Genomic DNA, 24,129 nt, shown 5'->3' with positions numbered 1-24,129 from the left:
TTAGGAACTCAAAACTGCCTCTGAGCAGGAACTACACCGGTGTCATTCGTCGCGCGAGGCGTCGCGGTCCGAGCGCTTCTCGCCACGTTGCGCGGCCGCGTCGAGCGCAGTGAGATCCGGCGGCGGCGCCTTGGGCCACGGCCGGTGTATGGCAACCTCGCGGGGCTTCTCGGTCTCAGCGCCGGTGCTCACCGCATCCAAGATCTGCACGGCGACGTCGTAGATCGTCGTGAGCAGTCCAAGGTGGCCACCGAGCCGACGGACGAAACCCTCCAGCGCGTCGGCATTGGAGATCTCCAGCGGGTCGATCTCCTCCGCGGCCAGGGACTCACCGACGAGTTCGCAGTTGGTGCTCAGCATGTGCGCGACCGCGTAAAGCGACTGTCGCCGAACGTGTTCCAGCTTGGCACGCTCCGATTCCGGCAGCTGGTCGGACAGCTCGTCCATGCTGTGCAGCACATCAATCATCGCCGTCGCAGCCGACGTGAGGCCATCCACCGCTGAACGAGGTTCGGTGTACCGACGGCTCGTCAGGACGGGTGTGCGCCCTTTCGCGCCCGCCTCAACTGGTTCGCCGCCGCTGCGCAGACGCGCGATGCTCCCAGCGTCCCAGCCGAGCGCGTTCTCGATGCGGATCCGCGTGGAATCCCGCGGCCAGCGGGTGCCGTTTTCGAGGGACCGCACGGTTTTCGGGTCGACGCGGGCGGCGCGGGCCAGGCCGATCTGGTCCAGTTCTTGGCGAGTGCGGCGCTCGGCAACGAGCCGGCCGACCTCCGCCAACGAACGAGTTCCCGTCACATGGGCCAGTTTGGCGGGAACTAATGGGAACATCAAGCAACCTCTGACCTGCGTGTTTCGCCGTTCTCGCACTGCATTGAAGTGGAACTACACGGACGTTATTCCTCAGTGTAGACGAGTGACGGGAAGATCTCGGCGAAATCCCAGTAATTCCTTGACTAATTCCGCTGTAATCCGCTAGATTTCCGTCATTACAGGGAACTAGGGGGAACTAAAGGCGGAAAAGGGGGGGTCCGATGATGGTGCATCCCCTGCCGCGACGACGGAACATCGCGCTGAGGCGTGCCGCGGCGGCCTGCGGCTTTGTTGTCGTCGGCGGCCTGGCGCTGGCCGGCCCTGCGCATGCCGACCAGTACGAGTACGTGTCCATCCTCGACAACGAGGGCGTCTACTACAGCTCGATTACCGACGTCATCGACACCGGCAAGATGGCATGCCGGATGCTGCGCGGGGGCGCGGATGTGCCGGCCGCGTTGAATTACGTGGCCGGCGGCGGGTACGCGCCCTACGAGTCGGCCGTCATCGTCACCGCGGCTGCCCTGAAGATGTGCCCGGACGTCATGCCGGTCATCGACGAGTTCATCAACGGGCCAGGGCATGGCGCGGTTGCGTAGGTTCTCGGCAGTGGCGTTCATCGGAGTCGCCGTTGCTCTCGCTGCGCCCGCCAGCGCCGACTTTCTCGATCGTCACCAAATCGCGGTGCTGCAACAGGTCGGACCGACGATCTGCAGCGACCTTGACGCGCAACCGAATCCGTTCACGATGGGTCGTTGGGTCCAGACGCTGATGGCCGTCACCCTCACGGACGGTTGGTACTTCCTGCAAAGCGAGGCGGAGGAAATCGTGTTCGCGGCCATCAACAACCTCTGTCCCCATCACCAAGGCTTGTTCTTCCAATACGGGTTCATCTACGGCGACTGAGCCGGAAAGGAATGAAAAACGTTGTCCAGAAACACTATTCGAGGTTTTTTGCTAGCGGGCTTGTTGGTAGCGCTGGTTGGCAGCGCAGTCGTCCCGGCGGCGGCAGACGAACCGGAAGCGTCGTGGACGATGCCCAATTTGATCGGCAAGAACCTGCAAGACGCTCAAGACGCCATCCAGCAGCTCACCAATGGCGACGTCTTCTACAGCGGGTCAACGGATCTGACGGGCCGGGGCCGCAATCAGATGATCGACAACAACTGGCAGGTATGTACGTCGACGCCGGTGCCGGGTGAGTCGTTCACCAACAACACGGTCATCGACTTCGGTGTCGTTCGAATCGAAAGCGAGGAATGCCCATGATGCGGATCACTGTCTGTGCGGCCGGGGTCCTGACAACCGCTGGAATGTTGTGTGGTTGTACGGTTCCCGACACGTCGTCGACATCGCGACCGTCGTATTCGACGCCTTCGCTCGCCGCGCCGGCGACAGACAGCACAGCGGCAGCGGGGTCGGGTGTGCGTGACGGCAAGTTCGAGTTCCGGGTCCTCGACGTCGCCAGGGCGGCAACGGTGTCGGACCCGACCGGAAACCCGTACATGACGGTATCGGCGCAGGGTGAGTTCATCGTCGTCACGCTGTCGGTGACGAACATCGGCGACCAACCGCAGTCGTATTTCGGCCAGAACCAGAAGCTCATCGACGCCTCCGGCCGGGAGTACGGGGCGAACACCCAGGCCGACATGTACATGAACGACACGGGAACGGGGGAGATCAACCCCGGCAACTCAATTCAGGTGCGGGTCGCGTTCGATGTTCCACCGGGAACGACGCCGGCTGCGCTCGAGCTGCACGATTCGATGTTCTCGGGTGGCGTGTCGGTTCGGTTGGGGGCATGAAATGGCAAATGAAAATACACCTTTGAGTCCCGGCTGGTATCCAGACCCGGGCGGCCAACCGGGACAGCGCTATCACGACGGTCAGCGGTGGACTCAGCATTTCGTGCCGATGCCACCCGCCGTCCCGTCGCCTCCGGCTCCGGCGGTGGCGGTGGCGGTGTCCACTGGCGGCACGAACCACGCGCTGCACTTCGTGCTGACGTTGCTGACCTGCGGGCTGTGGCTGCCGATCTGGATCCTGGCCGCGATTTTCGGCGGCGGCTCGGCATCGTCGGTGGCGGTCGGCTCCGGTGCGGGCGCGGTGGTACACGCGTCAAATCGCCGGCCACTGATGATTGTGGGAGCAGTGCTGGGTGGGCTGTTCGTGCTGGGCACGGCTGCCGAGCCCCTTGGGTGGCAGTCGTTCTAGCGATCGTGGGTGTTCTTGCCGGCTTTGGTTTCTGGCTTCTTAAGTCCGCGCAGAAGCGTGAAGAGCAGCAGCGCCAAGAGCAGTTCCACCGGGACATGATCGCCAGGCGGGCTGAGTACGAAGACAGGCTCTATCAAGAGGGCGATCCCCGCGGCATCCACGGCCGGTACATGCCACCGGACTCGCTGCGAGACAAGGACAGTGACTAGGGCGCGATACGCCCCAGGGTGGCGATCACGTCGCGATGGCGGCCGGCCCAGTAGTCGACGATGGTTTGGCGGGAGACGGGCAGCAGCTCCCAGGCGACGGCGGTGTCGGGTGGCACAACGTCGCGGATCTGTTCAGGCAGCGGCACGTTGACTCCGGGCGAGGTTGTGCGCAAGCGCGCGGTCCCTCGGCGAGATTCCCCGTGAGCGGCTAGCGCGCTCCCACGCATGCGCCGGCAGATGTATTGCACCCCAGGCAAGTCCGTCGAGGTCGCCAGTGCTCAGCAACCGCTTTGCGATAAAGACGGCCGAGGTCGTCACGTCTAGTTGGGATTTGTCGGTATTCCAGAACAGATGCCGCAGGTAGTACGGAACAGACTTAGCCGGCCCGTGCTCGTGCAGGGGAGGAAGCGAAACCTTGGCTAGCGTCGGTGCTAGCCCGTGCCAGTCTGGGTGATCGACGGCCGCGGAGTACACCGTCACTGAAGTCGCCCGGCCCATTGCGAGCGTTTGCTTTTCGGCGCGAACGAGCCCTATCTGCGTGAGGCTGCGCAGGGCGCGACCGGCGGCAGTCGGGCTCACGCCGGCGCGTCGCGCGACCGAGCGGATGGACGCCAGACCGCGTGGTGACCGGGCCAATGCCGCCAACACCTTTGACTGGACGCGTGTGAGGCTCGACGGTGTCGGCTCGCCCAGTTCCGTACGAAGGGCGTCCAGCTGCGCGACCGTGATGGCGAATGCGCCGGATGGTGACTTTGCGACCGGCATCCGCAAGCGGCGAAGTGCTCGCAATACACGCGGAGTGGACGTGCCCAGCATCCGGGACACAGCGGACGCCGAGTAGGTGTCCATATCGTTATGGTACTCGGCCTCCGCTTCCCCTACGCCTACCTGTGGGCTAGCTGTGCGGCGGCCGCTTGCCGGGGGGCGCCTACCGGGGCGTCGTCCGAACGGTTGACATTCTCGCAAACATGCGGCGCGACCACGGTCTATCGGGTTAGCTACACCGTGTAGCCCAACATAGTTGGGTAGGTAACTACTACTCAGGGGGCTCGCGTGAGCGGTGACCCACATGCGGAATACCGGCGCCAGGCCGCGGCGCACTTTGGACTCGACAAGCCGGCGGCGCCACCACGACTAGCACGGCCTCAGCAACCGCCGCACCAAGATATGCCGAAGATCTTCCGGCCGGCACCAGAGCCGTCCACCGAGCGACTGACGTCAGGCGAGTCGACGACGACAGAACGCCTGCGGCAGCCTCCTGCGGATCCATCGACCGCCCGCGTACCCGCCGAATCCACCGACCGTTTCGCCGCCGGCACGACGTACGGCGCGCCGGCAAAACGTCCGCGACAGCCCCAGCGCCCTGCGCCGCCCGCCCCATCTGCGCCGGCCTACCAGGCCGAAATGCCGCGCCCGCCGCACCCCCCGCCCACGCCGCGTCCCGTCCAGCCTCCGTCAACCGCTGCGCCGCAACCGGATTCGCCTCTGTTCGTTCTGAAGCCCTACCACACCATGCGCGTTCTGGCCGGACTCGCCGTGTTCGCGGCGATCTTCTCCTCGGCCAAGTTCAGCTGGCTGCTGATCGCCGCCGTGTTCGCGGCGGCAGAGTGGTACACCAGAACCAGGCGCGTGAGCTGGCCCGTCGACGTTCAGAATCTGCTCGCCGGCATGCGTTTGGCAGAACCCACGCCGGCCCAGCCGCAGACGCCTGGACGTCCAGGAGCCGATGCACCCATCACGGCCGTTATTCCCTTCCGGCCGTTGACCATTCCGGACATCTTCGGCGGTGCGTTCAAGGTCGTGGCGAGGAACTGGCCCACCCTGGTCGGCATACCGGTGATCATCCTCCTCGGTTTCGTCGTCTACGTCGTCGTAGTGAGTTTCGTCTTGTTCACGATCTTCTCCGAGGCGCTGTCTCCGCTGCTCGGCGGCATGTTCATGACGACCCTGGAAAGCGGCAACCTGGTGCTCCTCACCATCGTGGTGATGCTGGTGTACATGGCGGTCGTCACCGCCCTTGCACTTCCAGCCGACGCGCTGCTGATCGCCACCTCGGTGATCGCGACCGACAAGGCCGTCCGCGGTGAACCGGTTCGGGTGGGAGAGGTATTCGGTGCGGCGCGAGCCCACATGTTCCCCGCCTGTCGACTGACCCTGGTGTTCTACGGCATCTGCTTTGCGCCGGACATCATCATCGGGATGGCGCTGTTTACCGTCGGCATCACGGGCATGCTGCTGGTCGGGCTCGCCTGCGTTGTCGGCACGTTCATCATCGGCATCCTGCTGAGTTTGTCGCCGATCGTCCTCATCGTCGAAAAGCGTGGTGTGAGTGCCTCACTCAAGCGCTCGATGCAGCTGGCCAAGCCCGCCTGGGGCCGACTGCTCGGCATCCACCTGCTGTGGGCGGTGAGCGCCACCGTACTGATGACGATGAGTTGGCTGCCGATACTCGTATTTGGACCTCTTGCCTTCTTCGTCCCGGTGCTCTACGTCGTCGCCCTACCGTTCATGATTTCGTACTTCCGGTCCCTGCAGATGCTCATCTACACCGACTTGCGGATCCGCCAGGAAGCTTACGACCGTGAGCTGCTTGCAGATTGGACACGAAATACGGGTCTTGCGCCGGCCTAGCCCGGGCTATTCGCGTCAGGCAGGAATTAGCCGCGGTACTTCGTGCTGGCCCGCGAATCGCGGGAGTTACTAACCACTTTGGCGAAACACTCGTCGACCGGAATCGCCCGTGCATCGCACCATCCATTGGCGGCGTCGGGATCGGGGAAGGTTACACCGGCGATCGTCACCCACCAGCCGGCAAGGTCGAAGGTCCGCCATTCGTCGCTCCAAACCAGGCGCACCTCGGGATACTGCCCGCGCATCCGCAGGTGCTGTTGAAGGATCTCGCACGGCGTCCAGGTGAGTACCCGGCCGTCCACGTCGGGTGCCACCAGGCCGGGCCGCTTTGACGACAGCTGCGCCACCCAGCGATCCGCGAGATTGGCCTGGACGAACGGCCGGTCGGCATCGACCTGAGCACGTAACGCGGCCAAGGTGTCTGCGTCGCTGCCGCAATCCGGGGCACTGCCACCGGCGGACGTCGTAGATTTGCGCCCACCCGTCGCACCGGGATTGTCGGTGCTCTGCGGACCGCTGCTGGTGCCTTCGTCGTCGCAGTCCACTACTTCTGCGCCGGATGCCGCCGCTTCCGTCACGACGCCGCCGGAGCCCGACTGCCGACCCGACCGGTCACCGAGCGTGTTCGGGTGCCTCGAGAATGTGCCGCCGCCGAACTCGAGTTCGAGCGTTGTGGGCTGCGAACCCTCGCCGCCCAAGACAAGGGGATCACGAGAGAAGTCAAAAACTCCGGAGCAGACCAGGCCGAGGTCGTCCCGTATGGTGACCCGCAACCGGTCGGTGGAGACTATGTCGCCGCTCGGGCATCTGGCCTTGACTTCCACCTTCACGACGAGCGCGCCATTTTCAGCGCGGTATCCGAGGGGCCGCATCTCAGGTGTGCGCCCGCATTTGGTGATCAGCCCGGTGCCATCCGGGTCGTCGTTGCGGCCGTCGCTTCCGGTGCCGCCGGGCGTTGCGACCCCGACGTAGTAGACCTTGGCCACCTTGTGCGTCGTCAGGGGTCCGTCCTCGGTGCCGATCTCAACGGTCCAGCCGCCAAAGCCCTTCTTGATGCCCCCGCCCTGTGGGCCCCAGACCGCTCCGTCGTCGCCGCACCCGTAATAGCCCACCCAGTCGGGACGCTCCTTTTGGGTGGGCCACGCGCCGCCGATGCGCGCCCGGCATTGGGTTCCGTCGTCAAGGACCAACGCGAACGGGGTCGGATCTTCGGTGGACGATTTGCGCGGCATGCTCAAATCCTGCGCGCCGACCAAATACAAGACGTTAGAGAACGGATCGACCAGGCACAGGACGTGCGCACCGTCGTTAGCGGGCCAGCAGGCGTCCCCGGAGTCGGCGTTGCCGCCACAGCTCCGTACGCCGGCCGTCTTGTCATAAGGCGACGGTGAACCGAACGAACAATCGATGCGCTCGCCAGAGCGACTGCGGTCCAGTACCCAGCCACTTTGGATGTTGCCCTCAGCGTCAACGGGTTTCAAGACGATGACGTCGGGCTCATTCAGGCGGTGATACATGAAGCCGAGACCGGCGACCAACCCCATCACGACCACAACAATGGCCAGCAACCAACATTTCTGCGCAGGCGCCCGCTGCGGCGCAAAAGCTGGGGAACCGGGAGCCGCCTCGAACGCCGCCGCAGCCGGATCAACGATGGGGCTGGCGGACGCTGGCTCCTCGCTCCAGAACTGCCATCCGGCGGGCGCTGGCGGCCACGCCGGATCCGGCATCCAGTCGGGTGGGGGATTCCAGCCACGAGGGACTGGCCAGCCAGGTGGCGGATTGAAGCCCACGACGCGGATCTTTCCACAATCAGCAAAGAGCTGATGTCGATCGTTCGGACGAATGTGTTACCGCTGTGGTCCTTTCCTGCCAGGTTTCCTGCGACGGGCGCGCGCAGTGGTGAGAGGATGCGTCGAGCAGGCCGGTGAGTGGGAAGGAGGTTCGCTGGTGTCCGATTGGGGATGGGCCGTGGAGCTCAACGATGCAAATCCCGATCCACGGGTTGCCTGCGTCGTACTCGCGGATGTGTCGGGGTCGATGCAGGGTGAACCTATCGCGGCTCTTGAACGTGGGTTTGCTGCCTTCACCAGCTACCTGCATAACGAGACCTTGGCCAGCAAGCGTGTCGAGGTAGCGGTGGTGACGTTCGGAACAGTGGCGACGGTTCTTGTCCCGATGCAGGAGGCGCGGACGTTGCAGCCCGTCCAATTCACCGCGTCCGGGACCACCAATATGGCGGCCGGGATTCATCTGGCGCTCGACATCATCGAGGACCGCAAACACGCATACAAGGTGGCGGGTCTTCAATACTACCGTCCTTGGATCCTCGTTCTCACCGACGGCAAGCCGAACCTCGACGGGTTCGACGAAGCAGTGGCGCGCCTGAACGCCAGCGAATCAGCCAGGGGCGTCACGGTATTCGCGGTCGGAGCCGGATCGCGAGTCGATTATCAACAGCTGGCCCGCCTTTCGGTGCAGCGCAGTCCGGCGCCGTTGGAGGGACTGAAGTACACCGAACTGTTCGAATGGCTGTCCGCCTCGTTGAGCAACGTGTCGAACTCAACCGAGTTCGCTCGGGACGACGCGGCACTGGGCTCGATGGACGACCGGGTCAAACTGCCTCCGGTCAGCGGGTGGACCAGCGCATGACACGCCTCCGCGCCGATAAGCGGTCGACGGGATGGGAGTGGGCGGCTTGCGGAGCCTCGGTCACCGGGTCGGTGCACCAGCAGCGGGGACTTGGATGCGATGACGCCTACAGCTACGGTATCGCAGGCGATTTCGTAGTTGCCGCGGTGGCGGACGGGGCCGGCTCGGTGAGCGGCACGTCTGCCTGGGGCGCGCATGTGGCATGTCGGAGCGTTCTCGAACTCGCGATGCATCCGGATTTCGTCGACAGTTATGAGGCCGGGGATCAGGCTGAGTACCTGGTTCGCTCGCTCTTCGAGCGCGCGCTCGAACGAGTCCAACGCCAGGCAGATGCAATGGGCCTGGACGCGGTAATGCTTTCTACGACACTGTGTGTGGCGCTGGCCAATCGCAATCTGGCGACCTTCGGGCAAGTCGGTGACGGGGTGATCGCCGCGGAGAGCAACGGGAAGATCGAGACGCTGCTGATCGAACGCAAAGACGAGTACGCCAACACCACGTCGTTCATCCAATCGGATCGAGCCCTCGACGACGCCTTTCGCACAGTCACCCAGAGCGGCGTGACGGCATTTGCCCTCAGCACTGACGGAATGAGCTACAAGATCACCAACGTCGCCACCGGCGAAGCGTACGAACCGTTCTTTCGCGGATGTTGGCAGCATCTGCGTTCGGGCGCGAGCAGGGATAGGTTCGCGGCGCTGCTCGGCGGCATCGAAGACGACCAGACGGGTGACGATAAGACGATGGTGCTGGCGGTCATGCGCGAAGCAATTGATGCGCGCACGAGTTCCACCGTGAGAGCGGATGCCAGTGCGCCTCCTTCTATGACGCCGTCACGAACGGAAGTAGCAACGGATCCGTTATCGGTTGACTACCGGCGACGTCGGCGGCGCCGGTGGGGGAGGCGGCAGCGCGTATGACGAATCCTTCACTCGCGCAGGCTATGCCACGTGTCCGGCTCACCACCGGTGAGCCCATTGTGCTGACTCCGGTCCTCGCCCGCGCAGGCGAAGGAACGGTGTACGGGGTTGCGCAGCATCCGGAATGGGCGGCGAAGGTATTCCACCCCACGCTGCGGGGGCTGCAATCCAAGCTGGACAAGGTGGCGGCCATGATCCAATCGCCGCCGCCAGGTTCGGTGCAGCCCAACGGCTTTGTGGTGTTGACGTGGCCGACGCGCATCGTTGTCGACGATCGCGGACCGGTCGGGTTTGTCATGCCGCGCATCGACACAGCGACGTCGGTCGAGATCCACACCATGAGCAATCCGGTCAATCGGCGGGATCCGCTGCCGTCGGCACCGCAATGGACCAAGCGTGCGACGTGGGGGCATCTAGTCAACACGGCGGCCAACCTCTGCCTGGCCGTCCAGGTGGTGCACCGCGTGGACGCGGTGATCGGCGATTTCCAGGAGCGCAACATCCTGGTGTCCGACACCACCGAAGTGACGCTGGTGGACTGCGATTCCATGCAGTTCACCGACGGGTCCGGACGGCAGTTTCTGTGTGGGGTCGGGCGCCCCGAATTCACCGCGCCGGAATTGGCCGGGTTGGACCTGCGGGTGTATCCGCGCGGCAAGGCGTCGGATCTCTTTGCGCTTGCGGTTCATATCCACCAGCTATTGATGGAAGGCAACCATCCATTCATGCGCGGAACGTGGACCGCAAGCGGCGAACAACCGGATGCGCTGACCCTGGCACGCCATGGGAGCTGGGCCGGTGGGCCGGGCTCGCCCTTGCAGACTCATCCGTTGGCGCCGCCGGCCAGTTTTTTGCCCAACGAGATTCAACATCTGTTCGTGCGTGCGTTCACCGACGGCGCGAGCAATCCAGAGGCCCGGCCGACGGCTGAGGAATGGCGAAATGCGTTGCTGCGCATCAGACTCACCACATGCCCCCGTGGCCTGCATCAGTTTCCGGTGACGACCATGACGTGCCCGTGGTGCGCGATCGACGATGAGCGGGAAGCTCGTAAACACAATCAACAATGGTCGCGAGCCGGGAGCTTGGCACCGCCGCCGATCGCACCGCCGCCATCGGCCCCGACGAAACCCAAAGCAACGCCGCCCGCGGTGAGCAGCAACACCAAGCTCATTCTGGCTGGCCTCTACACCGTGATCGCCGTGGTCGTGGTTCTCACCATCTTCATCGTCTGGGCAATCCTCAGCGGTGCGTCGACATTCGGTTTGTGAAAGTTGTCGGAGGCCCCAGTATTTGAGTAGGGAACGGTCGTGGTGAGATTCAACCCGCCGCCGGGTTGGCCAGTGCCGGTCGGCTGGTCGCCGACGCGCGACTGGCTACCCGACCCTGCATGGCCGCCGGCACCTCCCGGGTGGGTGTTCTGGGTAGACGAGTCGGCGGCCACCGATGGGGCAACCGATGGCGCACCCGAATCGCCACCCGGCAGATCAGCCCGCCTGGCTCAACGCTGGCGATTCCCGATAACGATCGCGATTGCGCTGTTTGTGACTGCGGGCTTGGGGCTGAGTGTCCTGGTCGTGTTGCGGGCGAATCCTCCACTCAGTATTCGGACGCAACCCATACATCCACTTCCCCCCGACTTAACCGGCACTGCGATCCAATTCGATTTCGGTTTCGACGCTTACCGCGTCGCGACTTATCCAGACGATTCCGGTCACGAGCTGGCCCCCGCCCAACTCGACGATCAGTGGCATGACATCGAAGTCACCATTGATGTCGGCATGCACACCCTGGTCGTCGACGGTCAAACCGTCGTGCACGCCAAAGACGGTGGAGGGTGCGGCAATCCGATCTTACGAGTGTGGGCTGGATCGGCGGAGTTCGCGGATTTCTCATTCATGAGTTGAGTGCGCCTTGGCTGCACGCCGTGAAACCGACGAAATGGTCTCTGTCCTGGACGATTCCACGACCATTTCGTCAGTCTCGACGCTATCGGCCGGTGCGAGGTGCAATGTTCATCACCGCGGGGTCGGGAAGCAGAACCGAGGCCGAACCGAGATCGATCGTGCCTCCGGCTTTGCGGGTGAGCTGCTCGCCGGTCGTGACGTCGATGAGGGTGAACTCGTGGGCGGCGCCGTGGGTGTCGGCCGCGGCGTATTTGATGGCGAGCACGTTCTGCACGGAGAATCCGTTCCACTCCTCACCCGTCATCCGGTACTGCGTCAGATCGTCATCGTCGGGCGGGGTGAGCGGCGACCCGGACGCGCAATGCGCCCGGGGCACGCCGAGGGGATCGATGAGGACCGCGTTTCCGGCCTGCAGCACCGCTTGTTTCGGCTGCACCGCACCGCCCTCCAAGGTGTGGAAGGTCAGCCAGGTGTCACCCATGACCACCACCGGGGTAAGGGTGTTGAGATAGAACGGAATCTGCTGCGGGGCAAGCCCAAGCGCGACGCCCCACGCTCGCGCAGTGGCCGGGTCCGCGTCGAGGTCGTTGGCCAGGGTCGCGACATCACACGGATGCGCCTCACCGGTTGCCCCGTACAGCTCCGGCTGACGTCCGGACACCAGACGCACACCGCGGGTCGCCCGGACGGGAACTTGCCGCAGCAGCGCCGCCGCCTTCGACGCGGCCTGATCGGAGATCGTGACCGGCACGACCACCACCGAACGGGTGAAAGGGGCACCCAGTGGATCGTTGGCTGCGACGAGGACGGCCTCGCCGCCGCTCGAGTCGCTGTCACGAGCCGTAGTCGATAGCACCACCCAAACGAGCGCCGCTACCACCAGAACGGTAAGGACGACACCGGAAGCCGCCAGAATCACGGTCGTCCGTGGATCGGTCGAGTCCGGCGGATTCGGATCAACCCATCGGCTCTGCGCGTCTGTCACCAGCTGCCATTGCCGTTCTTATCTATATCGGCCTGGCCCACGATGTCGCCCTGGAACTTGTTCAGGCCTTCGGCCGCATTCGCGGCCCGTCCACCCACGAGTGTTTGTGACTCCTTGTCCCATTTTAGGGAGAGGTCGTCGTAACCTTTTGCGTGTATATCGAATGGATTAACGGACTTGATGTCCGATTGTCCCTCGAAGATAGTGGGGCCGCCTTGGTATCCATGGCTCGATCCCAGGACGGGGTCCCCCTTCGCCTGTAGGTGAACGGCGGGTACATCAAGGTCATTACGGACAGGGGCGCCGAACGTTACTACTTGCGTTACGTTAAGTCGATCTAAGGCAGCTATATTCTGGGCGTCCGCTCCACCTTGGCTGTACCCGACCAACATCACCTCAGCATCTTGAGGAATCAGTCTTTCAAGTGCCCGCAACTGATTCTCATCGGGTTTGCGGAACCATGCACTCTCAAAGTACTTATCCAACGACTGAGTCTCCGAACCGAACGTGCCGCCGATATAGACGATGTATCGCTCAACGCCGTCCGCGCCTATCACCTTCTGCACCCGATAACCCGTCGACCCATCGGTGTTGGGGATTTCTTGGATCTCCTTCCACATGCCGTGCAGCCCGTTAGCGGACTGCTCGTAGCACATCAGGCTCCCGGAGCCGCTCGCGCCACCACCATCAGATCGGCTGGCTTGCTCCTGCTCATCGGCGTTGCGCCGCAAGACTTCTGCACCGTTACGCAACGCCTCGACGGCTGCGTTGAGCGAGTAGACCGCTTGGCCGTTCCATTCCGAGCGGAATCGTTCAGAGTCGGGGCCACGCCAGAAACCCGCGTTGGAGACGAAACTGCTCAGACCCTTGAGTGAGCCTTGCAAGCGGTCTGCCGCGTGGCTGAACTGGGCGGCTGTCGCGCGCAGTTGTTCGGCGTCAGCACCGACAACACTCATGATGTCTCCTCGGGAATCAGGTACACGCGCCGCAGCCGAAACCGGTCAAGGCGCGTGTACCCGAACGCAATTAGATGCTGGCCTGCTGCTGCTCGGTGGCGTTGCGGCTGGCATTCTGCGATGCAGTCTGCAAGGCGGACACCACTTGCCTGAGCTGCGGCACGTGCTGACCTTGCCAGTCCGACTTGAACCTCTCGGCGTCGGGTCCCATCCACTGGACCGAGTTCACCGCAGACGTCAGCTGCGAGATGACGCTTTCTATATCGCTCGCTTTCGCGTTGAGTTGGGTGGCCAGCTGCCGTACCTGCTCAACGTCCTGTCCGTAAAGTGCCATGATGCCTCCTCGTGTGTGTTTGTCATAAGTTATGTTGTGCCGCTTTAGACAACGGGTTGTGCGACCTGTAACCACACCCCCTTACCGCGTTCGATGAGAACCCCGCGACCCGGCGGAAAATCGTGGCGCCGCAGGGTTCCGATCGATGTGCTCAGCAGACTGTCGGCCTCCACGCCGCTGGGCCACAGCAGCAGCCCACGCCGAGACGCCTTGAACGGTTGCGCCAGCAACCACGCCTGTCCCCACCCCGACACCTCGGACTCACCGACGATGAACGCCGTATCGCCGAGGGTCTTGATCATCTGTGCCAGCGCATTCTCGGCGTCGGTACCGCCGAAATTCGCCACTCCCTCGATGACCACCATCAGCTTCGAGGCACCGTTTGGTGTTGCGCCGGACGCCAATTCGTCGGCCAGACTCATCACCGGGTTCTGGCCGACCGCGATGGTGCTCCACACGTCCAAACCGGCAATCGTGGACGCCGACGGTGCCAGGTGGACGATGCGGGCGCCGGGATGCTGTCGGCGCATCGCCTGGGCCAGCGTGACCAGGGCCGTGGAGCGACCGCTGCCCGGCGGGCCGGTGACCATGAACACACCGGCCGCTGTGACGCCGAGGGGCGACAGTGACTCGTCGGCCACTCCGATCACCGCGGTACCCGCCGCCGCACTGACAGGAAGCGCCTCGAGGTCGATGTGCTCCGACAGCCGCTCCACCGGATCGGGCGGGACGAAATCGCTTCGACGCATGCGCTCGGCCAGCTGCTCGATGGCCCGCGCCTGAACCGCGACGTTGGGATCTCCGCCGAACACCCCGACCTGGATCTCGTGATCGTCCATGATGGCCCGGCCCTGCGGCGAGGTGGCCGACAGAATGTCGGCGGGCACCCCGGCCAGCACGTAATCCTCGTCGGCAGCCAGCCGCATCACCAGGCGCCGTTGGATCGTGGACGCCAGGGACGACGGGATCGCCGACGGCCGGTCCGCGGTGATGATCACGTGAATACCCAGCATTCGCCCGTCGGAGGCGAGCTGGCTGAGCATCGTGAAAAATGGTGTGTGCGAAATGTGTTCGTACTGTTCGCGGAACGGGCCGATGGCGTCGAGCAGCAGCAGTATCCGCGGTTCCTTCGGGTTGGCCAGTTTGCGAAATTCGGTGATGGTCGACGCGTTCACCCGCGAGAACTCGCGAGCCCGTCGCTCCAACACGGCGGTGAGCCGGCGCAGCACCCGGCCGATGCGTTCCTCGTCGTCCGCTGCGACTATCGCCGCCACATGGGGGAGCGCTTCGAGCATTCCGAGGCTGCCCGAAGCGAAATCGAGCCCATAGACGTGGACGGGGCCGTCGGCGGGGTTCAACGCCGCGGCGATCGCCAGCGTGCGCAGCGCCGTCGACTTGCCCGCACCACCGGTGCCGATGATGGCCATGTTTCCTGCGTCGTCGGGCGCGAATGTTCCGATGGGCTGGGCTTGTTCAGCCGGTGTGTCGACCTTCCCGATCGCCAAGGCGTTGCTATCCGATTGGCGAACGAGTTCTTCCAACGCATACGTGTCGGCCAGCGGCGGCAGCCACGGCTTGCGCGGCGGCGGGATGCGCAGCGCCCCGGCCGCCGAGCGGATGGTGTCTACCACGCGGGCGATGTCGGTGGGTCCGGACGGTCGGCTCGGGCCCTTGACCGCGGTCGGATTGTGCCAGGGCCGACGTCGGCCGAACACGAACTCCCAGACGTCGATCGGTGCCTGCTCCGGCTGGTCGCTGGTCCAACCGCCGACATAGGCGGACTGGAAGGTGGTCAGCCGCCCCGGCCCGGTCTTGGCCACCGCCCGGCCCGGAATCTCCGGCGGGAAGTACGCGGCCAGCGGGTCGTCGATGACATCGACCGAATCGTCGACATCGTTGAGCCGCAAGGCGATACGCAGGTTCGTGTTGGCCCGTAGGTTGTCCCTGATCACACCCGCTGGGCGCTGCGTCGCCAACACCAGATGCAATCCCAGTGAGCGGCCGCGTTGCGCGACATCGATCACGCCGTCGACGAACTCGGGAACCTCGGTGGCCAGGGCGGCGAACTCGTCGACAATGATCACCAGGCTCGGCGGTGTCTCCGGGTCACCGGTCTGTTCCAGGGAAATGAGATCCTTGGCGCGCTTGCGGTTCAGAAGATATTCGCGACGGCGGATCTCGGCGCCCAACGACGTGAGCGCGCGACGCACCAAGTGCGGGGAAAGGTCGGTCACCAAACCGACGGTGTGCGGCAGACCAACACAATCGGCGAACGCCGTGCCGCCCTTGTAATCGACCAGCAGGAAGTTGACCCGGTCCGGACTGTGGGCGGCGGCCATCCCCATGATCCAGGTCTGCAGGAACTCGCTCTTACCCGAACCGGTGGTGCCTCCGACAAGCGCATGGGGGCCGTGTTCGCGAAGGTCGAGGAACAGTTCCTGTGCGCCGGTGGATCCCACCAACGCGCGAAGGCCGGCAGGCTGGCCGGTCGGTGGTCTGGGATCGCCGTTGCGCGACAGCACCGAGTCGTTGGAAATCCATTGCTGGGCAACAGCGGCCGGTTCGACAGCCATTCGGGTTCCGGACAGCGACAGATATGACACCGATCGAGGTAGGTCGGTGTCGTCCTCGATGGCGGCGCCGACGTCGACCACCGGCGCCAGCAGCAACGCGATCTGGCGTGCGTCAGCAACCTCGATGCTGTCGCATGCCACCGGATAGGTGTGTTGGCCGTGGCGCACGTGTCCCACAGTGGCACCGGCTGATTCGCTTTCCACCAGCACAAAGGTCCGGCACGCGGCAGGCAGGCTGGCGACCTGGGTGGCCACCCAGATGACGTACACCCCGACGGCACCGCCTTGTTCGGCCAGCCTCGTCAGTCGGGAACGGTCGATGGGGGCGGTGTCCTCGACCAACACAACCACCGCGGGGACCGCGGTCGGCGCGCGTGCGCCGGCGGTGTCGCCCGGCTTGATCGCGCCGAATGTGTAAGTCGCTTCTGCCGATTCACCGGCACGCCGTTGCTTGACGAGGTCTTCGAGTCGCGCCATCAGCGCCTGACCGCCGTTGACGCTATCGGTCAGATGATTGCCCGACAGCGGGCTGTGCGCGGAGCCGGTGTGCGGCATCCACTCCAGCCACTCCCACGACGCCCGGGACTGCCGCGAACTGAACGCCGTGATGGTCAGATCGGCGGGCGAGTGCAGGCCTGCCAGCTGCACCATGATGCCGCGGGCGACACCGTCGACCACACCGCGCGGCCCGCATATCCCCAGCGCGCCGGATTCGCGAAGATCGGCCAGGATCGGCACATCGGTGACGGTGGCGAACTCCGCACGGAGTTCTTTGAGCTGCTGAACGTATTTGACTTCGGTGTTTTCGCTGTCGGACAACCTGATTCGGCACCGCGACGGAGCATCGCCGAGGCCAAGCCGCACGGTGAGAAACTCGGGATATTCCGGTCGGTGTGTCCACAACAGCGGTCCCAGCCGGTGGATCGCTTCGACCACCTGCTCCAAGGACGGTGCCTCCGCCAACCGCACGGCCCGCTCAATCCGCTGCTTGTCGGTGAGTTCGGTGGCCATCGCGCGCAGGGAGTCGGCGAACCGTTGGCAATCCACCTGATACTTCTTGCGCGCCTGCAGCTTCGTGTCGATGTACATGCCGATCATGAGCAGCGGGCTCAGACCGATGAAGACCACGGCCAACATGCTGCGGGTCACCGCGAACAGCACCAGCCCCATGACGAGCGGCGCAAGGATGGAGACGATCGGCAGTCGGGCGGGCTCGGGCAGCTGCGGCGGTTTGGGGGCGGCGAATTCCTGTTCGTCGAACCGGGCGACCACCCGCGGGGATCGGTTGAATTCGATTGCGACGCTGTCAGTTTGGGTGGTGCCGGGTCGTACCGTGTGTAACAGCGCGAGCGTCGTGTTGGCGAGTTGCACCACGTCGGTGGCACCGACGATCGCCCGCTGTACCGGCTGGCCACCGATGCGCACGCCCGACGGGCCGGCCAGGTTGACGATCTCGATGCTCTCGCCGACGGTGACGGCCGCATGCACGTCGGCGATGCCGTGATCGGTGAGGGTGACGTCGTTGGTGATTCCCGTTCCGATCGCCGAATTACCTGACGGCAGAGGGAATTCCCGGCCCGAGTCGGGACCCTCCAGAACGCGCAACACCGCGACGGCGCGGCCACGCCGCCGCTGCGGCACTGTCGCTGTTGTATTAGCGATGCTGACCGTCGACCCCGAACGCAGGCCCGAGTCGATCAGGCTGCGGGACGGATCGAGCAGCCGTCCAGCCGCGGCGCTGTCGAACGCGGAGTGTTCGAGCTTGAGCGTGAGGTTGGCGTCGGAGGCCCGCTTACGCCGCTCGGGATCGCTGGTGGCCAGCGCCTGGGCCAGATCGGCCACCGACGCGGTCGCGTCAGCGGTAATCGCGACCTGGGCTTTGCTTCCGTCCGGGCGGCGGAGGATGAGTTTCGCTTGCATCAGCCCCGCCTCGGGGTCGCGGCGGCTGAAACCGGCGAATAGACGCGGTTGAGGCTTCGATCGGCGGATCGGCGCAAGATCGTTTGTTGACGGGGTCCGAGCGGGTTGGCGCCCGTCGTCACGTCAAGCACGGCAGTTCCGCTGACGCGGTCGTGCAGACCCGTGCGCGCAGGGTTGGTCAGCACCGGCAGGGCGGCCAGCCCCAGGGTCACGAGGAATATGCCGCTGCGTACCACTGCTGCGGCGACGCCGGGTGCGCGATTGTCGGATGCCCGGACCAGGCGCAGCCCCAGCATGGCCTTGCCGAATGAGGTCCCGGTGAGCCCCTGCCAGATCTGCATCCACGCCCAGACCGCGGCGAATGCGACCGGCACGACGGTGTATACCACCTCGGCGACACCGAGCACCGCACCCGCAATAGACAACGGCAGCGCTGGGCTCATCATCGCCGCGAGGTCCAACAGGAATGAGCAGCAACGGACGCCCGGGCCGGCGAGCCGAACCTCGCTGGGAGTCACGGGCAGCGGCGCCGAGTGCACAAAAGCCGCCGGCTGGGCAGGACGCTGCTCTGCTTGGCGGGTGGTCAGCAGGTGGCCGCACGCGGCGCAGAACCGGGCGTTGACGGGCAGACTGGAGCCACACTGCGGACAAGGTGTCCCCGCGGTGCCCGGCTGTCCCGCCATGAGCAAATCTCCCGTCCCGCACCGGTAACCCGCTGTCCGAGGGCGCTGGCGCGCCGGGCCGGGGTGACCAGTGGGAGAAACAGTAGTGTTTCGTGCGCTAATTGGGCAGGTGTTCGGTGTCGCCCGATCGTACGATTGTCGTTGCCCGCAGGCGGACGAAAATGAATGCGACGACCGGCGATTCCGGTCATGGGCGGAGGAGGGGCACGCCTTGCCAGATTCGGCGCTGCCACCCAGCAAGTTCGGCGCTGGTTACACCGCTGCCGGCGCGGCGTCGGTGCAGCCAGCCGTGACGGCAGCACCGGCGCCACTCGAGATCGCACGAGTCAACGTATTGGCGGTGGTCTCGTTCGTTGGCGCACTTTTCCTCGGCCCCATCGCCGCGCCGGTCACGCTTCCCCTGGCCTATTTCGCCCGGGCTCGGATCCCTCATACGGGCGAATGCGGCGGCCGGTTAGCGAATGCCGCGATCATCATCAGCATTGGTTATTTGATGATCGGCGTCGTGGTCGCCGCGCTGTACGTCTTCGTTAACGCGCCGTCTTAGGGATATTTGCCCCGATCTCGTCGTCCGAACGACCGATACCACTGCCAGCGGCCCGGTGTGACGATTGCTTCGGACGTAATTGACGCTTCGTCGTCGCAATGTGGCAAGCAACGTGTACAGTTTGACGCACGCTGCAGCAAAGGTGCGCGCAGCATCGGGGCGGCGTAGGTGAGAGGTGGATACATGGACGTCACGTTGGGGGTATCCGTAACCGGTACCGACGCACGAATCGCGCTGATTGACGCAAATCCACCGCACGCGGTGATCGACGAGTCCCCGCTCGACGTGTCTGAGTTGGTTTCGACCCTGGTGGCTACTGACCGTGGGCTCGCCGATACCGGTCACCGCCTCGTCGCCACCAGAGTGTGCAGTTCCGACGCCGAGCAGGCGGCCGCATTGCAGAACGCGTTGGCGGATGCCGATCTCATGAACGTCAGCGTGGTGCCCCAAACCGATGCGGTGTCCGCGGTGGCCCGCTCCCTGACTCCCGGCGAGACGGTGGGGTCGTTGGCCGCCGAGGGGGATACCGCCGCGTTGTCGATCGTCGACGCCGATTCCGACACCACCTCGCTGATCGCCGTCGAACCGATCCACGGGGATGACCGGCTGTCTGCTTACCGGAAGCTGTTGGAGCGGTTCAGTGAGGAGCCGGGCGGGGCGACCAGTGTCGTCGTGATGGGTGGCCCGCCGGCGGGCGGCGACTGGCGCGCCCTGGCCGAGACGTCCCCGATCCCGTTGCGATACCCCGACGCACCCGAATTCGCGTTGGCCCGCGGAGCGGCGATGGCGGGGTTCCGCCAACAGGACCAGGCCGCCGACGTTGTCGACTACCCCAACCCCGAGCTGGACAGGGCCGAAACCGTGCTCAGCCCGCAAAGTGAGCAGCAGCTGGCGTACTCGCAGGTTGACGAGGCAGAAGACAGCGGCTCGGCCGCCGCGGTGCCGATGCAGACGCCCATGCGGCCTTTGAGTGCGGTCGACCCAGAGGAGGTGGAAACCGACGAAGAAGCCTCTGCGGCACGGCCGAAAGTGCTGTTGGTGGGCAGCACTGTCGCCGCGATCGTGGTCGTCGGATTCGCCGCGTTGGCGGTGAGCGTCGCGATCGGCATCCGGCCGACGGTCAGCGAACAGGCGGTTCGTATGCAGGAGGAAACCGTCGCCGGTAAGTACTTCCCGGTGGCTCCCGGACAGGGGGTTGATCCCGACGGCGAAAACTGGACGCTCGTCGAGAAGCTCCCACCGGAGGGCGAGAAGTCGGATGTTCGGACGTTCGTAACGAAACCTCTGAGCTTCAGCTCTGAAACTGGCGGACCTAGCGGAAGCAAGGTCATCGAACTGTTCAGCGACGGAACGGTGGGCGTGACTGAAGGGGTCGATGCGTTAACACCTCCCCCAGCTGTTCTCAACAGCGGTGTGGCACCGGGGATTCCGAGTTTCGTTCCCCGCCTCATCCCTGACTTGTCCCGGGTCAACATGTGCCAGGTGCTGAGCTTCGTGGGGAATATGGAGGCCATCACCGCGAACGCGGTCAATAACTCGGTCATCCCCTTGGTCGATGTGGTGAATCCGGTTGACGGACTGAGCATCAAGGATTTGGGTGTGGTCGCCGCAGTGCCCAGCAACCGCGGCGCACTCTTCAGCACCGACAAATCCGAATCCGCGGCCCTAGGTCCGGGCACCATCCCGACCGAGATCTTCCAAACCGACAAGTCCGCCCTCGGAGCGTCGCAGGTTCTGCCGCCTGACACGGCGTTGATCGAGGCCTTACCAGCTGCGGGCGACAACGGAAACCCCAGCGGTGTACCGATTTTGGGTGAGCCTATTACCGACGTTGGTGCGGTCATCGCCGAGCCCGTTGTGGGGGTTCCCGAGCCAGGTGGCGTCCTTCCGGATATCCGAGGGCCCCGGATTGGTCCGGCACTGCCGCAGCCCGCAATCACCGCTCCGAAACCGGATGTGGCTCTACCCCTGCCGCAGATTCCGGGACCCAAAGTCGATCTGCCGCAGCCGAATCTTCCGGCGCCGAAGGTCGATATGCCGGCTCCCAAAGTCGATATGCCAGCGCCCCAGGTGGATATCCCGGCACCCAAGGTCGACCTTCCGGCTCCGAAGGTAAACGTTCCAGCCCCCAAGCCACCGCCGATCTCGATTCCTGATCCTCCGGTATCGGTTCCCGACCCGCCGGTCTCGATTCCCGACCCCCCGGTGGTCGATATCCCCGATCCGCCGGTGGTCGAGGCGCCCGTGTCGCCGCCGGTGATCGACATTCCGTTACCGAAGTTCGACGTGCCGGCGCCTGCTGCCCCAGCGGCTCCCGCCGCGCCAACAGCACCGGCAGTGCCTCAGATCCCCCTGCTGCCCAAGCTGCCGTTTGGCGAGAACCTATTCGGCGGAGAGGGCTAATGCCGCTATGGGAACTGAAGTGACATATCCCGCGGGACGACCTGACGTAGCCACGACGGCGTTCTCGTCGACCGAAACGGCCCAGCGGCCGAACGTGATTCGCGATGCAGTTGCCGGCCTGCTCGTAATCCTGGGTCTGCTGCTGCCCTGGAATGTGTATTTCGGGACGGGCATTGCAGGAACAAAGGGCTGGGTGTTCGGTCTGCTGGTGGTGGCGACGCTGCTGTCACTGGCCGCGTTGGCCGTCAGCCACGTCGGCTCGCGTGGTATCCGCACATGCGGGCACGACCCGGCGTCGTTGACGGGCCTACGGCTCGTGCTCAACGTCCCTTATTTCGTGGTGGTGCTGGGCTTTTTAGCGTTCACCACCGTTCAGTCGATACGGTTCGGCGGGACGGGATCGGTCCCGCCGGGCATCGGCCCCGGCGCGTGGTTGGGGGCGGCGGGCGCGCTGTTGGCGGCGCAACCGGTGATCACCTCCGCCGAGGACGAAATCGAGCGGCACTGGGCCAAGGTCCGGCGGATCATGGGCATTGTCTCGCTTGCGCTCGCGCTGGCCGCGGTGCTGTTCAACCTGTATTGGCGGACCCGGTTCGTGGTGCCCAATATCGGTGACCCCGACACCGGTGTGCAGAACTCGGTCGTGGCGGTGAGCGCCGTGCTGTACGGCGTGGTTGCCCTCGCGCCGGTAATCATCGCGGCCCGGTGGATCATGTCCACCCAACGGACGGGGTGGTTGGCGACCGTCGTGCTCGGCGCATCGTCGTTGGTGGCAGGCGTTTTCGTCTGGGTCTTGCCCGTCGGTCGTGATCTCGATGCCTTCCACGGCATCGCCCAGAACACGTCGACCGCCGGTGTCGGGTTCGAGGGGTACCTGGCCTGGTCGGCGGTCGCTGCGATAGTCGGGACAGCGATGCTGTGTGGCGCCTTCACCCGCCAGTCGGCGGACAGGTGGCGGGATGCGGCGCGAAAATGCTTGCTACTCATCGCCGTTTGGTGCGCCGGCACAGCGCTGTTGCGGATCGTCGACCTGTTCTCGGCCTCCGTGCTGGACCTACCTGCGCCGGCGTACAACAGCACCGTGTTGATGGCGTTCGATCTGATCGTGGCGCTGCTGGCGATGTGGCTGTTGGTCAACGCGGCCAGCGGCGCTGCGCCAAAGCTACTGATAATGCTGCTGTTTGGTCTCCTGACCGCGTTGATGGTGGCGAGGGTGATCGTCGGTGTCGCGTTGGTGCCGCGGATCCCGCCGCTGGATCCGTCGGACATAAACGCTGTCTACGGCAACACGCTGACCCAGCAGATCACGAGCACCTTCGATGTCACATTGTGTGTTTTGGGCATGGCGCTGTTGGCCATCGTGGTCGTGGTGGGAAACGAGACCCGCAAGCAGCGGAAGCCGCGGACGGCGCAGGCTTCCGCGGCGCCGCAAGTAGAACCGTCCACCGAGCTATTCGCGGCGGGATCGGCAGACGCTCCGGTCGGGCTCGGCGGGGCCAGTGCTCCGGCCACCGAGGTCATCGCCGCCTCCACGGCTCCGGCCGCTACTTCCAAGATATTCCGCCAGACACCCGAACCGGACGCCCCGGCTTCAACGCCGGACCGGGTCGCCGAGGTGCTCGCCGAGTCAACGCAGCGGTTCGCCGCCGGAACGACCTACGGCGGTGCTACCGGAGGACGCGACGCCGGGCATTGATCTTGTTACGCAAGGTCGTTGATGCTCAGGATGCCGTCCTCGATGGCGCGTGCCAGCAGCGCTGACTTGGTCGGGGCGGGACGGCCCACGCCTGCGTACTTCGCCCGAGCGCGCTGAAGATGGGTGCGCACCGTCGTGGGCGAGATGTACAGTCGCCGGCCGACGAGCTCCTTGCTCTCGGTCTGGAACCACGCGACCAGGACTTCCTTCTCGCGTTGGGAGAGGTTGATCCGTCCGAGCGTGGTGTCGTTCACGAGGGCTTTGGCCATCCGCGGGCCCACATAGGGGGTCTCCGAGTGCGCGGCGTGGATCGCATCGATGAGATGGCGCTTGCCCTCGGTTTTGGTCAGGTAGGTCACCGCGCCCAGATCGAGGCATGTCAAGATCAACTCGTCGGCGGCGAGGTGGGAGTAGACAACGACCCGACGGCCGGACTGTGACAGTCTGCGCAGGGTATCGAACTCGGGCTTGTTGCCGTTGATCTGCAGATCAAGGAGGACGACGTCGACGGGACGTGAATCGCCGAACTCGGCAAAGTATTCCGTCGGAGTGGTGAAGCTGCCGATCACCTCGATCGACGGCTCAGCATCTGCGCACCAGGCCTCGACCCCGGCGTGCACCACATCGTGATCGTCGATCACCACGACCGTGACCGGCCGCTGAGGTTCGACGTGTGAGGTGGTCAT

24 protein-coding genes are annotated in these 24,129 nt (G+C 64.8%); 13 read left to right on the top strand and 11 right to left on the bottom strand.

The features are described 5' to 3' along the window. Nucleotides 1-42: 42 nt before the first annotated feature. Nucleotides 43-798 carry a helix-turn-helix transcriptional regulator gene (locus CWS39_RS19435; protein ID WP_158240383.1) on the bottom strand — a complete coding sequence of 252 codons (756 nt, stop codon included), beginning with the start codon at nucleotides 796-798 and terminating at the stop codon, nucleotides 43-45. 236 nt (nucleotides 799-1,034) lie between these two features. On the opposite strand from CWS39_RS19435, the gene CWS39_RS19430 reads away from it, so the two are divergent. The 6 genes from CWS39_RS19430 (at nucleotide 1,035) to CWS39_RS29670 (ending at nucleotide 3,236) form a co-directional block, all read left to right on the top strand. Beyond that, the gene (locus CWS39_RS19430; protein ID WP_233213590.1) at nucleotides 1,035-1,412 is read left to right on the top strand and encodes a DUF732 domain-containing protein; all 378 of its coding nucleotides are present in this window, start codon (nucleotides 1,035-1,037) and stop codon (nucleotides 1,410-1,412) included. Nucleotides 1,413-1,422: 10 nt separating this feature from the next. After that, nucleotides 1,423-1,719, top strand: coding sequence for a hypothetical protein (locus tag CWS39_RS19425; protein ID WP_142386893.1), 297 nt, complete (start codon nucleotides 1,423-1,425; stop codon nucleotides 1,717-1,719). Nucleotides 1,720-1,848: 129 nt separating this feature from the next. After that, on the top strand, nucleotides 1,849-2,082 hold the full coding sequence (locus CWS39_RS19420) for a hypothetical protein (RefSeq protein ID WP_199178206.1): 234 nt from the start codon (nucleotides 1,849-1,851) through the stop codon (nucleotides 2,080-2,082). Nucleotides 2,083-2,237: 155 nt separating this feature from the next. Beyond that, a complete protein-coding gene (locus CWS39_RS19415; protein WP_233213589.1) occupies nucleotides 2,238-2,618 on the top strand; it encodes a DUF4352 domain-containing protein in 381 nt (126 codons plus the stop codon). A 22-nt stretch (nucleotides 2,619-2,640) separates the two neighbouring features. Next, nucleotides 2,641-3,027, top strand: a complete 387-nt coding sequence (locus CWS39_RS29675) for a DUF2510 domain-containing protein (RefSeq protein WP_233213588.1) — start codon at nucleotides 2,641-2,643, stop codon at nucleotides 3,025-3,027. Nucleotides 3,028-3,032: 5 nt separating this feature from the next. Further along, on the top strand, nucleotides 3,033-3,236 hold the full coding sequence (locus CWS39_RS29670; RefSeq protein WP_233213587.1) for a hypothetical protein: 204 nt from the start codon (nucleotides 3,033-3,035) through the stop codon (nucleotides 3,234-3,236). On the opposite strand, the gene CWS39_RS28940 is transcribed toward CWS39_RS29670, so the two are convergent. Further along, a complete protein-coding gene (locus CWS39_RS28940; RefSeq protein ID WP_158240382.1) occupies nucleotides 3,233-3,382 on the bottom strand; it encodes a hypothetical protein in 150 nt (49 codons plus the stop codon). The two genes, CWS39_RS29670 and CWS39_RS28940, sit on opposite strands and share 4 nt — an antisense overlap. Beyond that, nucleotides 3,369-4,085 (bottom strand): helix-turn-helix domain-containing protein, encoded by a 717-nt coding sequence (locus CWS39_RS19405; protein WP_158240381.1) that lies wholly within the window; start codon nucleotides 4,083-4,085, stop codon nucleotides 3,369-3,371. The genes CWS39_RS28940 and CWS39_RS19405 overlap by 14 nt, the downstream gene beginning before the upstream one ends. A 663-nt stretch (nucleotides 4,086-4,748) precedes the next feature. On the opposite strand from CWS39_RS19405, the gene CWS39_RS19400 reads away from it, so the two are divergent. Further along, nucleotides 4,749-5,867 carry a hypothetical protein gene (locus CWS39_RS19400; protein ID WP_102144556.1) on the top strand — a complete coding sequence of 373 codons (1,119 nt, stop codon included), beginning with the start codon at nucleotides 4,749-4,751 and terminating at the stop codon, nucleotides 5,865-5,867. A gap of 26 nt (nucleotides 5,868-5,893) precedes the next feature. On the opposite strand, the gene CWS39_RS29235 is transcribed toward CWS39_RS19400, so the two are convergent. Continuing rightward, on the bottom strand, nucleotides 5,894-7,435 hold the full coding sequence (locus CWS39_RS29235; RefSeq protein ID WP_199178205.1) for a hypothetical protein: 1,542 nt from the start codon (nucleotides 7,433-7,435) through the stop codon (nucleotides 5,894-5,896). Between the two features lie 382 nt (nucleotides 7,436-7,817). Between CWS39_RS29235 and CWS39_RS19390 the strand changes: the two genes are divergently transcribed. The 3 genes from CWS39_RS19390 to CWS39_RS19380 are packed head-to-tail and all read left to right on the top strand — an operon-like array spanning nucleotide 7,818 to nucleotide 10,710. After that, complete coding sequence (locus CWS39_RS19390) at nucleotides 7,818-8,519, top strand: vWA domain-containing protein (RefSeq protein ID WP_233213586.1); 702 nt, start codon at nucleotides 7,818-7,820, stop codon at nucleotides 8,517-8,519. Beyond that, the gene (locus tag CWS39_RS19385) at nucleotides 8,504-9,439 is read left to right on the top strand and encodes a PP2C family serine/threonine-protein phosphatase (RefSeq protein ID WP_233213585.1); all 936 of its coding nucleotides are present in this window, start codon (nucleotides 8,504-8,506) and stop codon (nucleotides 9,437-9,439) included. Before CWS39_RS19390 ends, CWS39_RS19385 begins: the two co-directional genes overlap by 16 nt. Continuing rightward, a complete protein-coding gene (locus CWS39_RS19380) occupies nucleotides 9,436-10,710 on the top strand; it encodes a hypothetical protein (protein ID WP_233213584.1) in 1,275 nt (424 codons plus the stop codon). Before CWS39_RS19385 ends, CWS39_RS19380 begins: the two co-directional genes overlap by 4 nt. A 369-nt stretch (nucleotides 10,711-11,079) precedes the next feature. Here the strand turns inward: CWS39_RS19380 and CWS39_RS28935 are convergent, their stop codons facing one another. The 6 genes from CWS39_RS28935 to CWS39_RS19350 form a co-directional block, all read right to left on the bottom strand. Then, nucleotides 11,080-11,259 (bottom strand): hypothetical protein, encoded by a 180-nt coding sequence (locus tag CWS39_RS28935; RefSeq protein WP_158240380.1) that lies wholly within the window; start codon nucleotides 11,257-11,259, stop codon nucleotides 11,080-11,082. 169 nt (nucleotides 11,260-11,428) lie between these two features. Further along, nucleotides 11,429-12,265, bottom strand: a complete 837-nt coding sequence (locus CWS39_RS19370; protein ID WP_142386892.1) for a DUF6777 domain-containing protein — start codon at nucleotides 12,263-12,265, stop codon at nucleotides 11,429-11,431. Between the two features lie 62 nt (nucleotides 12,266-12,327). Then, a complete protein-coding gene (locus CWS39_RS19365; protein WP_102144551.1) occupies nucleotides 12,328-13,287 on the bottom strand; it encodes a WXG100 family type VII secretion target in 960 nt (319 codons plus the stop codon). Between the two features lie 70 nt (nucleotides 13,288-13,357). Continuing rightward, on the bottom strand, nucleotides 13,358-13,621 hold the full coding sequence (locus CWS39_RS19360; RefSeq protein WP_102144550.1) for a WXG100 family type VII secretion target: 264 nt from the start codon (nucleotides 13,619-13,621) through the stop codon (nucleotides 13,358-13,360). Nucleotides 13,622-13,665: 44 nt separating this feature from the next. Further along, on the bottom strand, nucleotides 13,666-18,114 hold the full coding sequence (locus CWS39_RS19355; RefSeq protein WP_102144549.1) for an FtsK/SpoIIIE domain-containing protein: 4,449 nt from the start codon (nucleotides 18,112-18,114) through the stop codon (nucleotides 13,666-13,668). Beyond that, nucleotides 18,114-18,797, bottom strand: a complete 684-nt coding sequence (locus CWS39_RS19350; protein ID WP_102144548.1) for an RDD family protein — start codon at nucleotides 18,795-18,797, stop codon at nucleotides 18,114-18,116. Before CWS39_RS19350 ends, CWS39_RS19355 begins: the two co-directional genes overlap by 1 nt. 211 nt (nucleotides 18,798-19,008) lie before the next feature. On the opposite strand from CWS39_RS19350, the gene CWS39_RS19345 reads away from it, so the two are divergent. From CWS39_RS19345 to CWS39_RS19335, 3 genes are all read left to right on the top strand, one after another. Beyond that, nucleotides 19,009-19,344 carry a hypothetical protein gene (locus tag CWS39_RS19345; protein WP_142386891.1) on the top strand — a complete coding sequence of 112 codons (336 nt, stop codon included), beginning with the start codon at nucleotides 19,009-19,011 and terminating at the stop codon, nucleotides 19,342-19,344. 183 nt (nucleotides 19,345-19,527) lie between these two features. Then, nucleotides 19,528-21,747, top strand: a complete 2,220-nt coding sequence (locus tag CWS39_RS19340; protein WP_102144546.1) for a DUF7159 family protein — start codon at nucleotides 19,528-19,530, stop codon at nucleotides 21,745-21,747. 19 nt (nucleotides 21,748-21,766) lie between these two features. Beyond that, complete coding sequence (locus tag CWS39_RS19335; RefSeq protein ID WP_102144589.1) at nucleotides 21,767-23,443, top strand: DUF7937 domain-containing protein; 1,677 nt, start codon at nucleotides 21,767-21,769, stop codon at nucleotides 23,441-23,443. Between the two features lie 5 nt (nucleotides 23,444-23,448). Here CWS39_RS19335 and CWS39_RS19330 read toward each other — a convergent pair whose 3' ends face one another. Then, complete coding sequence (locus CWS39_RS19330; protein WP_102144545.1) at nucleotides 23,449-24,129, bottom strand: DNA-binding response regulator; 681 nt, start codon at nucleotides 24,127-24,129, stop codon at nucleotides 23,449-23,451.

It is taken from the genome of Mycobacterium hubeiense (genome assembly GCF_002838065.1).
Classification (GTDB): Bacteria; Actinomycetota; Actinomycetes; order Mycobacteriales; family Mycobacteriaceae; genus Mycobacterium; species Mycobacterium hubeiense.
Note: the sequence above shows the minus strand (reverse complement) of the source record. Positions and strands in the feature narration are given on the sequence as shown.

What these genes read in the sequence shown, in the direction of transcription:
- CWS39_RS19340 (WP_102144546.1), top strand. Translation starts at nt 19,528, where the DNA reads ATGGACGTCACGTTGGGGGTATCCGTAACCGGTACCGACGCACGAATC.
- CWS39_RS19330 (WP_102144545.1), bottom strand. Translation starts at nt 24,129, where the DNA reads ATGACCACCTCACACGTCGAACCTCAGCGGCCGGTCACGGTCGTGGTG.
- CWS39_RS19365 (WP_102144551.1), bottom strand. Translation starts at nt 13,287, where the DNA reads ATGAGTGTTGTCGGTGCTGACGCCGAACAACTGCGCGCGACAGCCGCC.
- CWS39_RS19350 (WP_102144548.1), bottom strand. Translation starts at nt 18,797, where the DNA reads ATGGCGGGACAGCCGGGCACCGCGGGGACACCTTGTCCGCAGTGTGGC.
- CWS39_RS19430 (WP_233213590.1), top strand. Translation starts at nt 1,035, where the DNA reads ATGATGGTGCATCCCCTGCCGCGACGACGGAACATCGCGCTGAGGCGT.
- CWS39_RS19405 (WP_158240381.1), bottom strand. Translation starts at nt 4,085, where the DNA reads ATGGACACCTACTCGGCGTCCGCTGTGTCCCGGATGCTGGGCACGTCC.
- CWS39_RS19355 (WP_102144549.1), bottom strand. Translation starts at nt 18,114, where the DNA reads ATGCAAGCGAAACTCATCCTCCGCCGCCCGGACGGAAGCAAAGCCCAG.
- CWS39_RS19380 (WP_233213584.1), top strand. Translation starts at nt 9,436, where the DNA reads ATGACGAATCCTTCACTCGCGCAGGCTATGCCACGTGTCCGGCTCACC.
- CWS39_RS19400 (WP_102144556.1), top strand. Translation starts at nt 4,749, where the DNA reads ATGCGCGTTCTGGCCGGACTCGCCGTGTTCGCGGCGATCTTCTCCTCG.
- CWS39_RS19420 (WP_199178206.1), top strand. Translation starts at nt 1,849, where the DNA reads ATGCCCAATTTGATCGGCAAGAACCTGCAAGACGCTCAAGACGCCATC.
- CWS39_RS19360 (WP_102144550.1), bottom strand. Translation starts at nt 13,621, where the DNA reads ATGGCACTTTACGGACAGGACGTTGAGCAGGTACGGCAGCTGGCCACC.